This is a genomic window from Flavobacterium pectinovorum, from assembly GCF_006438875.1.
GTDB lineage: Bacteria > Bacteroidota > Bacteroidia > Flavobacteriales > Flavobacteriaceae > Flavobacterium > Flavobacterium pectinovorum_A.
In genome coordinates, this window is record NZ_RCZH01000007.1 from 171,716 (window position 1) to 184,592 (window position 12,877).

12 protein-coding genes are annotated in these 12,877 nt (G+C 29.6%); all 12 read left to right on the forward strand.

What is annotated here, in order from left to right:
• Positions 1 to 14: 14 nt before the first annotated feature.
• The 12 genes from EAH81_RS12150 (at position 15) to EAH81_RS12205 (ending at position 12,851) form a co-directional block, all read left to right on the forward strand.
• Positions 15 to 962 (forward strand): ATP-grasp domain-containing protein, encoded by a 948-nt coding sequence (locus tag EAH81_RS12150; RefSeq protein ID WP_140507339.1) that lies wholly within the window; start codon positions 15 to 17, stop codon positions 960 to 962.
• The gene (pseI, locus tag EAH81_RS12155) at positions 946 to 2,016 is read left to right on the forward strand and encodes a pseudaminic acid synthase (RefSeq protein WP_241676557.1); all 1,071 of its coding nucleotides are present in this window, start codon (positions 946 to 948) and stop codon (positions 2,014 to 2,016) included. Before EAH81_RS12150 ends, pseI begins: the two co-directional genes overlap by 17 nt.
• A gap of 10 nt (positions 2,017 to 2,026) precedes the next feature.
• Complete coding sequence (locus EAH81_RS12160; protein WP_140507341.1) at positions 2,027 to 3,052, forward strand: hypothetical protein; 1,026 nt, start codon at positions 2,027 to 2,029, stop codon at positions 3,050 to 3,052.
• Between the two features lie 47 nt (positions 3,053 to 3,099).
• Positions 3,100 to 4,503 carry a lipopolysaccharide biosynthesis protein gene (locus EAH81_RS12165; RefSeq protein ID WP_140507343.1) on the forward strand — a complete coding sequence of 468 codons (1,404 nt, stop codon included), beginning with the start codon at positions 3,100 to 3,102 and terminating at the stop codon, positions 4,501 to 4,503.
• A complete protein-coding gene (locus EAH81_RS12170; RefSeq protein WP_140507345.1) occupies positions 4,500 to 5,531 on the forward strand; it encodes a hypothetical protein in 1,032 nt (343 codons plus the stop codon). The genes EAH81_RS12165 and EAH81_RS12170 overlap by 4 nt, the downstream gene beginning before the upstream one ends.
• A gap of 234 nt (positions 5,532 to 5,765) precedes the next feature.
• A complete protein-coding gene (locus EAH81_RS12175; protein WP_140507347.1) occupies positions 5,766 to 7,022 on the forward strand; it encodes a glycosyltransferase family 4 protein in 1,257 nt (418 codons plus the stop codon).
• The gene (locus EAH81_RS12180) at positions 7,022 to 8,281 is read left to right on the forward strand and encodes a hypothetical protein (RefSeq protein ID WP_140507349.1); all 1,260 of its coding nucleotides are present in this window, start codon (positions 7,022 to 7,024) and stop codon (positions 8,279 to 8,281) included. Before EAH81_RS12175 ends, EAH81_RS12180 begins: the two co-directional genes overlap by 1 nt.
• On the forward strand, positions 8,244 to 9,047 hold the full coding sequence (locus EAH81_RS12185; RefSeq protein ID WP_140507351.1) for a glycosyltransferase family 2 protein: 804 nt from the start codon (positions 8,244 to 8,246) through the stop codon (positions 9,045 to 9,047). Before EAH81_RS12180 ends, EAH81_RS12185 begins: the two co-directional genes overlap by 38 nt.
• A 500-nt stretch (positions 9,048 to 9,547) precedes the next feature.
• Positions 9,548 to 10,204: a glycosyltransferase family 4 protein gene (locus EAH81_RS28130; protein WP_410501107.1), complete on the forward strand. Its 657-nt coding sequence runs from the start codon at positions 9,548 to 9,550 to the stop codon at positions 10,202 to 10,204.
• Between the two features lie 36 nt (positions 10,205 to 10,240).
• Entirely contained in the window at positions 10,241 to 11,218 is a 978-nt protein-coding gene (locus EAH81_RS12195) for an NAD-dependent epimerase/dehydratase family protein (RefSeq protein WP_140507355.1), read from the forward strand.
• Positions 11,215 to 11,958, forward strand: a complete 744-nt coding sequence (locus EAH81_RS12200; RefSeq protein WP_140507357.1) for a glycosyltransferase family 2 protein — start codon at positions 11,215 to 11,217, stop codon at positions 11,956 to 11,958. Before EAH81_RS12195 ends, EAH81_RS12200 begins: the two co-directional genes overlap by 4 nt.
• Positions 11,928 to 12,851 carry an NAD-dependent epimerase/dehydratase family protein gene (locus EAH81_RS12205; protein WP_241676558.1) on the forward strand — a complete coding sequence of 308 codons (924 nt, stop codon included), beginning with the start codon at positions 11,928 to 11,930 and terminating at the stop codon, positions 12,849 to 12,851. Before EAH81_RS12200 ends, EAH81_RS12205 begins: the two co-directional genes overlap by 31 nt.
• The last annotated feature ends 26 nt before the right edge of the window (positions 12,852 to 12,877 follow it).

Consider the following 12,877-nt stretch of genomic DNA (forward strand, 5'->3'; position numbering starts at 1 on the left):
TTTATTTAAAATTTATGATAAAAGAAAAAATAAATATATTAGTAACAGGTTGTGGTGGAGATATTGGACAAAGTATTGGTAAAATACTCAATGAATACCATTTAGTAAATAATTTATACGGCTGTGATATTTCTGATAAGAATGCAGGAAAATTTATTTATAATAATTTTTTCTTAGGTCTTCGATTTAGTGATTTAAATTATATAAATAATTTACAAAAAATAGTTGTTGAAAAAGATATTGATTTAATTATTCCAATTTCTGAACCAGAATTGAGGTTTTTTTCAGAAAAGGGAATAAATAAAATTGGGAAAGCCGAATTAATTTTGGCATCTGCAATGGCACTCAAAGTTGGTTTTGACAAATTAAGTACAGCAAATTTTTTAAAAGAAAATAATCTGCCTTATCCTATAACTGAATTAATTGAAAATGTTGAAGAACCTGCAACGTTTCCTGTTATATTAAAATCTCGAACTGGTTCAGGAAGTTCAAATGTTAGCATAGTTGAAGATTTAGATACTTTTATTTCAATAAAAAAGCATAATCCGGATTTTATTGTTCAAGAATTTTTGGAAGGGCAAAATGGAGAATATACATGCGGGGTTTTTAGAGGTAAAAATGGACTTATAAGATCAATTATTCTCAAAAGAGAATTAATGGGTGGATTTACAGGTTATGGCGAAGTCATTGAAGATAAGAGTATTGAAGATTTATTGTCTAAATTAGCTGAAAAAATCAATTTAGTAGGAAGTATTAATGCCCAATTAAGACTTACAAAGAAAGGACCTGTGGTTTTTGAAATTAATCCACGGTTTTCAAGTACAGTTAGGTTTAGACACTTATTTGGTTTTAAAGATTTAGAATGGTCAATTGAGGATAAATTAAATTTATCTCTTTCTCAATATCAAAATAATTCAGTAGGAAAAAAATTGTATAAAGGATTTAATGAGTACATTCAATAAAATGATGAAAAAAATAAATATAGATAAAACCATTATTGGAGAAGGATACCCTTGTTTTATTATCGCAGAACTGTCTGCGAATCATAATGGAAGTATAGAAACCGCAATTGAGACAATTAGAGCAGCTAAAAGAGCAGGAGCAGATTGTATAAAATTACAAACATATACTGCAGATACTATTACAATTGATAGTGATAAGGATGATTTCTTGATAAAAGGGACTATTTGGGGAGGAAAAAATTTGCATAAACTCTATCAAGAAGCCTATACTCCATGGGAATGGCATGAAGAATTATTTAAAGTAGCTAAAGAAGAAGGTTTAGTATATTTTTCATCACCTTTTGATAAAAGTGCGGTTGATCTATTGGAAAATCTAAATGTCCCTGCTTATAAAATTGCGTCATTAGAAATTACGGATATTCCTTTAATTGAATATGCGGCATCTAAAGGCAAACCAATTATTATTTCGACAGGTATTGCAGAACAAGAAGATATTGAACTTGCAATTGATGCTTGTAAAAGAGTAGGTAATGATGATATTGTGTTGTTAAAATGTACAACCAGTTATCCTGCGCCAATTGACGAGGCTAATATGTGTATGGTAAAAGATTTGGCGGAGCGGTATAATGTTATAAGTGGTCTGTCTGATCATACAATGGGTGCAACAGTTCCAATTGTTGCAACGGTTTTTGGCGCAAAAGTTATCGAAAAACATTTTATATTAGATAGATCCATAGGCGGTCCAGATGCTTCCTTTTCTATGAATGAAGAAGAATTTACTGCAATGGTAAAGGCAGTGCGTGAAGCTGAAAGTGCAATTGGAATTGTTAATTATTCTTTAACAGAAAAGCAAATAGAGGGTAAAGATTTTTCAAGATCTTTATATGTTGTAGAGGACATAAAAGAAGGAGAAAAATTTACAGAAAAAAACATTCGCTCGATTAGGCCTGGTTATGGAATGCATCCTAAATATTTTAAGGAGGTTTTAGGAAAAAAGGCTGCATTTAACTTGGAAAAAGGAGATGCATTAAAGTGGGATTACATCATTAATTAAATTAAGGTATATGAAACTAAAATTACTAAATTTCCTGTTTATATTGATATTTTGTTTTTCTTGTACTGCACAAGATGAAGATGATTCTACAAAAGTAATTACAAAAAGAATTACTAATAATCAGGGGCTTAGTAATGCTTTTACTGATTTAGTTTTTTTTGACAATAATTGGTTCCTTTCTTTCAGAGAATCAGATAAGCACGCACTCGGACGTGATGGTATTGTGAAAATTTTAAGCAGTCCCGATGGTGCTAAATGGAATTTAGTTAAAGAGTATCAGGTTGATAATTTAGATTTACGAGATGCAATGTTCGCAGTTAATGGCAATAAATTAATGACATATGTTCACGGTTCAAGATATGATGGAACAACTTTAGCCGTATTTAAAGATTTTAAATCAGACTATGTTAAAGGACAAGGTTGGAATAATTTGCAAGCCGTTGTTTTAGATAAAAGAAAAGGATATACCAGTAAAATTGAAGGCAATCAGGCTTGGCCATGGAAAATTACCTGGTACAAGGGAAGTGCATATTCATTTGCTTACGGAAAAGATGGTTTTTTTGATTTTTATAGAAGTACAGATGCTCTGAATTTTCAGAATATGTTTTTTGACCAGACTATTAAAGGAATACCTACAGAGGCAACTTTAAAAGTTGATGATAAAGGAGTGTTTTATGTTGTTTCAAGAAGAGATGGTGGATCGGCAATTATTGGAAAATCGACAAATTCAGGAGCGACATTTGAATGGTTTGGAGAAATTCCTATTTATAGTTTTGGAGGACCAGATTTCGTGTTTTATAAAGACGGTTTGTTGATAAGTGGAAGAGAAGACCATAAAGTTATTTTGGGATATTATAATTTAAAGACTAATCAATATAAAAAAGTTTATACCTTAAAAAGCGGAGGAGATTGCTCATACCCAGGGATGGTTCTGAGAGATAATACTCTCTGGATGAGCTATTATTCAGGACACGAAAATCAAGCAGGTACCTCAATTTATCTTTCGCAAATAGATTTAAGCACACTTACATTTTAAATTTATTTTACAATAATATTTCACTATCAAAGTGAAATGCAGTTTTTATGTTTAAAAAAATAATCTCGCACAGTTTAATATATGGTTTAGCTCCATTTATCCCCAAAGTTATTAATTTATTGATGCTGCCAATTTTTACGGCAGTTTTAAATCCAGTAGATTATGGTGTTCAGTCATTATTAAATTCAAGTATGGGATTAATTGGTGTACTGGCAATGCTAGGCTTAAATCTTCCTTTAACCAATGTTTTTTTTAAACACAATTATCACTATAAAAAAAGATGGGGCCAATTTTACGGTTTTTTAAATTTATGGATGGTAATATATGCTGTTTTATTAGCTGGAATAATTTACTGTATTGTCCCCATAGAAGCTCAGGAAAATGTATTCTTGATAATCGTATTTAATGTTGTACCAATTGTTTTATTTGGCCCAACTGCTGATATTGGTCAATTATATTATCAACTTAATCAGCAGCCAAAACAGGTAGTTATCAGAACTGTAATTGTATCATTTATTACAATTGTTTTAAATTACGTGACCATCGTAATATTGAATCTGCATTATATGGGATGGTTCTTTTCCACTTGTGTTTCAACATTATTATTAAACGCATCTTATTGGTATCCATTGCACTACAAACTGAATATAAGGCCAATTTATCATTTTAAGACATTAGTAATTAAGAAAGGGTTAAAGGTTTCTTTGCCTATGATTCCCCACTATTATGGTTCTTTTTTACTTGGGTCGGTTGATAGTTTAATATTAAAATATTATACAGTAGCCACAGTTCAAATCGGCTTTTATGGTTTTGCAGCAACATTTGGCAATTTAACAGCTCTATTTGTTGGAGCCATCAATACTGCAATAAGTCCAATACTATTTCAAATGATGAGTAACAAGCAATATTTATCCATTCGTAATTTAATTTGGGCGATACAAGGATGTTTTTTAATTGCTGTAACTGTGGGCTGTATGTGGATGAAAGAAATTTTTCAAATCGTGGTTAAAAATGATCATCTGCAAACAACATATTTTTTAGCCATTGTCTTTATTATGGGCCATTCTTATAGACCTATGTATTTTGGTTCAGGAAGTTTTTTATTTTACAATGAAAAAACCCGCAATCTTTGGAAAGTAACATTAGGGGCAGGGCTAGTATGTGTTATTTCAAATTTTTTATTGATACCTGTTTTAGGATTTACCACTCCAGCGTATGTTCTATTTTTTAGTTATCTTATTATGGGTTATGGTGTGTTTTTCTTGAAAGATTATAAAGAAAGCGCGGTTATTGATTTTAAGCCAATAACCTGGTTTTTTGTAACAATACTCTGTTTTGCTTTAGCACTTTTTTTAGTTGAAGTCAATTATAAATTTAAATTATTTATTAGCTTCATAATGTTAGTTTTTTTAGTTGTTTTTTACTTAAAAAAACACGTAAAAAAGATATGAAAGAAAAAATTATAAAGTACTTTTTACAGCGTTCTCTGACGCGTAAATATCTTTACATATTATTGAAATTGAAAAATCACAAACGAATCCAAGAAATGGGTGCAGAATGTAATTCTAGACGAATGCTTGGGCTTTTTGAATATGATAAATTAGCTAAAAATATTGCGCCTTTTTTTTATCCAAATGAAATACAATTTTATGGTTTTGATCATGTTATTTCTAAATACACAGGGTTGACAAATTTAAAAAGTATAATTTCTAATGAACATGGTTTCATGTTTTCAACTTTTGTTTCTAATCATTACATAAAAAATGATGTAATCATGACCTTTAGTGATTTTAGGGAAGAACAAATAAAAAAGAAATACTCGGATGAAGTAAATGTTGTTAAAATTGGTCCCTATATTCATTATGCTGATTCTTTATTATCTCTAGAAGAAAAAGTCAAAATAAAAAACGAAATTAGCAAAACRTTATTAGTTTTTCCCTTTCATTCAATAGATGGAGTTCTAAGCAGTTTTGATACAGATACATTTATTGAAAATATAGAAAAATATAAGACAGAAAATAATTTTGATACGGTGTTGGTTTGCCTGTATTGGAAAGATATTCAGATAGGCAGGGCAGAAAATTATATTAAAAAGGGTTATAGGGTTACCACTGCAGGACATATAAACGATAGATTTTTTCTAAATAGACTTAAATCGATTATTGAATTGTCTGATTTTGTAATTTCAAACGAGGTGGGTACCTATATTGCATACTGTCTGTGCTTGAATAAAAAAATTAAACTCATCAATCAAAAGAGTGAAGTTGTTGGAGAACAAGGTAATGAAAACCATATTAATAGGCTTGGTTTTTTAAAAATTGAAAACCATATGATTAGTTATTATCAGATACAAGAGAAATTGATGTCTATTTTATCACATGAAAATCCAACAACAGAAGGTTTAGAGTTTGTAAAAGATTTTTTTGGTCTCCAGCATTTAAAAACTGCTTCAGAATTAAAAAAGATTTTAATGAATTAAAAAATCACACATATTTTTTTGATTTACAATTCCATAAATTTAATATGGATATCTCCAATTTTTTATTTTAATTCTTTAAGGCTATTCCCTTTTAATTCAAGTTTTAAAAAATTTCTTTTTATATACAATTTAATATTTGCATAAATTGTAAATAAATTCATGATTCAATAGGTAAATAAGATTAATACCTAAATTAAAACATTGTAATACTAAATTTTAACTGAGTTTATAATAATGAAAATAGTAATAGTTAATTCGTTTGATAATGTTGGAGGAGCTGCGAGAGCAGCATATAGATTGCACAAATCACTTTTATCAAAAGGAATTGACAGTAATATGATTGTACAGCGTAAATTAAGCGATGATTATACTGTTCAGTCTTTTCCAAAAGGTCTTTTTCAAGAATTGCTTGCAAAAATTAAACATATATTAGACCTGCTTCCGTTAAGATTTTACAAAAATAAGACTAAGACACTTTTTAGCCCTTCCTGGTTAGGTCTTAATAATGTTGTCAATCAAATTAATGCAATTAACCCCGATGTTGTTCATCTTCATTGGATTTGTGGAGGAATGATAAAAGTGGAGGAATTGGCAAAAATTAAAGCGCCAATTGTTTGGACTTTACATGACAATTGGGCTTTTACAGGTGGCTGCCATATTATGTGGGATTGCGACAAATATACTGCAGATTGTGGAAGCTGTCCAAGACTTGGAAGTACAAAGGAAAATGATTTGAGTAGATATGTTTTTAATAGAAAGAAAAAAACATATGCTAAATTGCCCAACATGGTCATAAACGGTTTAAGTGAATGGATAACGGATTGTGCAAAGAAAAGTACATTGTTTAGAAATCATAAAGTCATAAATATACCAAATCCAATTGATACGGATTTATTTACTCCTTTTGATAAAAAGGTAGCAAGAAGTTTATGGAAATTTCCACAAGATAAAAAGTTAGTATTATTTGGTGCTATAGCAGCTACAAGTGATGTTAATAAAGGCTATCAGCAGTTAGAAAATGCATTAGAATTCTTAAATAATGAAGATATTGAGTTGGTTATTTTTGGCAGTAGTGAGCCAAAAGAAAAAGACTTTGTAAAGTTTAAAACGCATTATTTAGGTCACTTAAGTGATGATGTAAGTCTAGTTTCATTATATAATTCAGTCGATTTGGTTGTCGTGCCAAGTCTGCAGGAAACGTTACCTCAAGTTGCTACTGAAGCAATGTCATGTGGTACTCCTGTTGTTGCTTTTGGGCATACAGGACTATTGGATATTGTTGAACATAGGAAAACAGGTTATTTAGCTAAACCATTTGATAATAAAGATTTAGCTAATGGTATTAAATGGGTTTTAGATGACAATAATCATTCCTTGCTTTCTGTGAATTCGAGAAAGAAAATTGTTGATAATTTTAATAGTTCACTTGTAACAGACAAATATATAAAGCTGTACCAAGAAATTTTATTAGACAATAAACACATGCTTTAATGATTAATTTTTTAAAAGATAATAAACTAGGCTATCTATTAATATGGCTTATCATGTTTATGGCATTCCCTTTTTCAATTTCGCAGGCTTATGACCTTCCTGCAAAAATGATTATGTCAATACTGACTGTTTTCTTGATAGTAGGAGTACTGATGAAGCTTAAAGACATTAAATTGAATCCTACGATGTCTTTTATATTCTTATTTCAAATTTTTACGGCATTTGCTTATTTATTTATTCATGGCGATGTTGCCTATATAAATTTATTATTTCAAATTGTAGTTCCACTGATAATATATGTTTATGTTTCCGTTTTTTTAAAGATGGAAAATTTGGCAAACTCCTTAATTAAATTTACTCTTATCATGGGAGTGCTGTCTGCTATTTGTTTTTTACTGTGTATAACTATCAATTTGCCATATTATTCTGTTTTTCATAATCCGGACGGAAGAGAAGGGTTTAATTTTATTATAGCATTTACAAATACTAATATTGACTACGGTTTTGGTAAGTTTATTCGCCCCGCTGGTTTTTTTGATGAACCGGGAACCCTTGCTTTTTATCTTATTGTTGCTATTCTATTAAACGATTTAACTATTAAAAAGCCCAAGGTTCAAATGGTATTAATGATAGTTGGTCTATTTACATTTTCAGTTGCATTTTATATTCTTCTTATTATTTATGGTTTACTTTATTTGAGTAGAAAGAATTTGATTAAAATTTTGATTTCGTGCTTCTTCATTTCTTTGATTTCTATTTATTTATACTCCCAATTAGATAGCGAGTATCAAGGTGTTATTTATGGATCATCAATAGGCAGATTAGAAAGTATAATCAATCCAGATGCTGCATCTGGTAATTTTCAGGCAGATAATAGATCAAATTTAATTTCGACTGCTAAAGAAGCTATTGCAGACTCCCCTCTAATAGGTCAAGGTATTTCGTATTCTTCGAACGAAGACAGTAAGTTTTATGGGACTTTTATGTCGGCGAATTTTCTAGGCATTTTTGGAATACACGGTATTATTGGAGGATTAATATTCTCTTTGCACGTATTTTATTATATCTATGTTTGTTTTAGAAACAGGAACTGGTTGACAATTCCTCAAAAGAGTTGTCTAATTTATTTAATTCTAATTCTGCAGAGACCTGATTACATTGGAGGTATATTAACTTATGTTACTGTGTTTCTTTTGACATTAACTTCATTAAATTATAAAAATGTTACCAAAAATTTCAATTATAACCGTAGTTTATAATGACGGGAAAAATATATCAAGAACTATTGAAAGTGTTATTAATCAGTCATACAATCATATAGAATATGTCATAATTGATGGCGGTTCTACCGATTCTACCGTTGAAGAAATAAATAAGTATAGAAATAAAATTGATGTTTTTATTTCCGAAAAAGATAAGGGAATATATGATGCAATGAATAAAGGAATTCAATTATGCTCTGGAGAGTGGTTGCTTTTTCTTAATTCAGGTGATTTTTTTCATAGCACTGATATTCTGGATTTGATGTCACGCCATATTGAACAAAGTAATAATTCAGACATTATTTATGGTGATTTTAATGTATTATCCGAAGGAGTGAAATTTGGTTTTGTGAATAAAGCTACAGACGTTAATAGAATTAAAAAAGATATGATTTTTAGCCATCAAGCTTGTCTTATTAAAAGATCTTTACATCAAAAAAATATTTACGACTTGAAATATAGAATTTGTGCTGATTACGATTTCCTGCTACAAAGCTATTTAGAGGGAGCAAAGTTTTATAAAGTTTCAGAGGTAATAGCTACCGTTTCTAACGGTGGATTATCCGATATGAATCGTATAAATGTTTTTAAAGAAAGGTTGCAAATTAAGAACACCTTAACACCATCACTTATGAATCATTTTTACTTTTTTAAAAGTGTTGCTTATTTGTCTTTTGTCGAATTAGTTAAAAAGTCTATTCCTGATTCAGTTTTTGAAAAAATCTATAAATTAAAATACAAAATTAGAGGTACAAACAATTAAAGTTTGATAAAGCTTTTTGTTTCCTTAAAATTTAAACCCATCGCAAATTGGGGAATAATTTTTAAATATTGTAAATGAAAAAAAATATTTTATTTTTTTGTCCTATTCCCCCTCCAATTGGAGGACAAGCATTAATATCTAATATTGTTTATAAATTAATTAAGCCTAAGTTTCTAATTAATACGAATGTTAAAAGTAAATATTTTGGCACGATAATAATTTTATTAAAAACTTTTTGCATTTTATTTTTCCGCAAAGTTGATTTAGTTTATTTTACATGTACAAGAAGTAAAAAGGGAGCCTTAAAAGATATTCTTCTGCTTTCTTTATGCAAATTACGAGGAGTTAAAGTGATAAATCATCTACATGGTAATGAGGTCATGGATCTTTTTACAGGAGGAATTTTTTCAAAAATTATTCTTTGGGCATACAAGCAGATAGATTTAACAATTTTTGTAACTGAGCGCCAAAAAGAACTTATGCCTTCAGTATTGTCAAAAATGAAAAAAGTTGTAATTCCAAATTGTTACGATTCAGTTTTAGAAGATGTTGATTTTAGCCTTAAAACTAAAAAAGATGAAATACAAATTTTATATATTTCATTTTTGATGAAAAGTAAAGGAATTTTTATTGCGTTAGAAGCATTTGAAAAAATAGCAGCAAATTATGAAAATGTTACATTTCATATTGCTGGAGAACCGTTGTCAGATTATTTAATGTCTGCATCAGATGTAAAAACATTATTTGATGATAAAATTCATGCGTTAAAGCAAGATTACCCAAAAAGAATTGTATATCACGGAGTTGTTACAGGGGATGACAAAAAAGAATTGTTTTTAGAGAGCGATATTTTGTTGTTTCCAACATTTTTTAAAACAGAATCATTTGGATTAGTGAATGTTGAAGCTATGAGAACAGGGAATGCGGTAATTACAACAGATCATAATTTTTTGGCTGATATTGTAACAGCGAGAGAAGGCCTTTTGGTTAAGCCCAATGATGTCAAAAGTGTATATAATGCAATAGAATACTTTCTTGAAAACCCAGATTTGCTTTCAGAAATTCAGCAGCATAATATCGAACATGCTAAATTAGAATTTTCTCCAGAACAGTTCAATGCTAGAATAAAGCAATTATTCTTAGAATACTTGAATTGATATAAATTAAAATAATTTTTTTAAAAATAAAAAATAATGTCTGCCAAATATAGAATTCTTATTACAGGAGGATCAGGTTTTATCGGAACTAATTTAACAGAAAGTTTAGTTTTAGATGGTTACGAGGTTTTAAATTTAGACATCCTAGAACCCAAAAATCCTGAATTTATAGAGAATTGGAAAAAAACAGATATCAACTCTTTTGATGTCTTAAAAGTTGATGTTGTCGATTTTAATCCTGATTATATTATACATTTGGCGGCTCGTACTGACTTAGATGGTACTAATTTAGAGGATTACAAAACTAATATTTTGGGAGTCGAAAATCTTCTTAAAATATCGAGTGAATTAAAGGTGTTAAAAAAAATTATTATAACATCTTCTATGMTAGTATGTCATGGAGGATATTATCCTAAAGACCAATTTGATTTTATGCCAACAACAGTTTATGGAGAAAGTAAAGTGATGACTGAAAAACTTGTCTGGGAGAATAAACCAAGTTGTGATTGGGCAATAATAAGACCTACATCAATTTGGGGACCTTGGTTTGGAATACCATATAAAAGTTTTTTTGATATGATTCTTTCAAAAAAATATTTCCATATAGGAAATAAAGGATGCACGAAAACATATGGTTATGTTGGTAATTCAATTTATCAGATAAAAAAAATTCTTTTCACTGACACAAATTTAGAAAGCAAGAAAGTTTTTTTTATAGGAGATGAACCTGCCACTAATATCGAAGAATGGGCTAATGAAATTGCTAATGAAATTGGCGATAAAATTGTAAAAATGCCTTATTTATTAATAAAGACCGCTGCAATAGGTGGAGATTTTTTAAAGTTTTTTGGTGTTTTAAAATTTCCAATGAATTCATTTAGATTGCATAATATGACGACTGATAATGTAATAAATTTAGCTAATACATATGAAGTGGCCCCGGTGTTGCCTTTTAAGAGAAAAGAAGGAATAATAAATACATTAAAATGGATATCTGATTACAAAAAGAAATGAAAATATCAATAATAACAGTTTGTTACAATAGTGCTGCAACTATAGAAAAAACAATTCTTTCTGTAGCTGAGCAGACTAATAAAAATGTAGAATATATAATTGTAGATGGGAATTCTACTGACAGTACTTTAGAAATTATAAAAAAACACGAGAGTAAAATAACTAAATGGATTTCTGAGCCAGATAAGGGACTTTATGATGCGATGAACAAGGGGATTGAGATGGCAACCGGAGATCTGATTGGTATTTTAAATTCTGATGATGTTTTTAATAATGAATCAGTTCTTGAAGAAATAGCAAATTTTCATCAGAAAAATGATACACATGCTTCAGTTGGAAATATTAGTCAACATAAAGAAAATGGTAAAATTGTAAGGCTATATTCGTCTAAATTTTGGAGCCCGGAAAAACTTAAGATCGGTTTTATGCCACCACATCCTTCTATTTTTTTCAAAAAAGAACTTTTTAATAAGTTCGGGAATTATGAGTTAGGATTTAAAATTGGAGCCGACTATGAGTTAATTACCAGATTCTTTTTGAAAAATAATATAAGCTGGAAATATTCAGGAATTACTACTACAGCAATGCTGGTTGGCGGTTTGAGCAGTTCCGGATCAGCTTCATATTCGTTGATTACTAAAGAAATTCAAAAAGCGCTAAGTATGAATAATATTCAATTTTCTCCTCTAAAAATAAAAGGGCGTTTTTTATGGAAAATAATCGGATTTTTGAGAAAATGAAAGTAGCAATTACAGGAGCTTCAGGTTTTGTTGGTAAGAATCTTCAGGATTATTTAAAAGAAAGTCACGAAATAAAACCTTTAAGTGTACGTTTTTTATCTGATCAAAAATTTAACGTAGAAGCAAATGCTATAGTACATCTGGCAGGTAAGGCACATGATTTAAAAAAAGTTTCAAAACCAACAGACTATTACGAAGCCAATTTTGAGTTAACAAAACAACTATTTGATGGTTTTTTAAATTCAGACGCTCAGGTTTTTATTTTTATGAGCAGCGTCAAGGCTTGTGCAGATAAAGTTGAAGGGATTTTGAACGAAAATAATATTTCCGATCCCAAAACACATTATGGGATTTCTAAATTGCAAGCAGAACAATATATTTTAAACAAGAAATTGCCAGTTGGAAAAAGGGTGTACATTATTAGACCTTGCATGATCCATGGTCCGGGTAATAAGGGAAACTTAAATATATTGTATTCTTTAGTGTCAAAAGGAATTCCGTGGCCGTTAGGAGCTTTTTCAAATCAAAGATCTTTTTTAAGCGTCGAAAATCTTTGTTTTGTAATTAAAGAACTGCTGGAAAACGAAAATATTGAGTCAGGAGTGTATCAAATCGCAGATGACAAGTCAATTTCTACAAATGATTTAGTTTTAATATTAAATCAGGCCTTAGATAAAAAATGTACTATTTTGCAAATCCCAATTCCGGTAATACAAGGTATTTCAAAATTGGGAGACTTTTTACACTTACCATTAAATTCAGAAAGACTTCAAAAGCTTACTGAAAACTATGTAGTAAGTAATGATAAAATTATTAAAGCAATTGGAAAATCTCTTCCAATTACTACCAACGAGGGACTAATTAAGACTTTTAAGTCTTTCAAAAAGATATAATAAATTAAATATTAATTAAAGAAGAT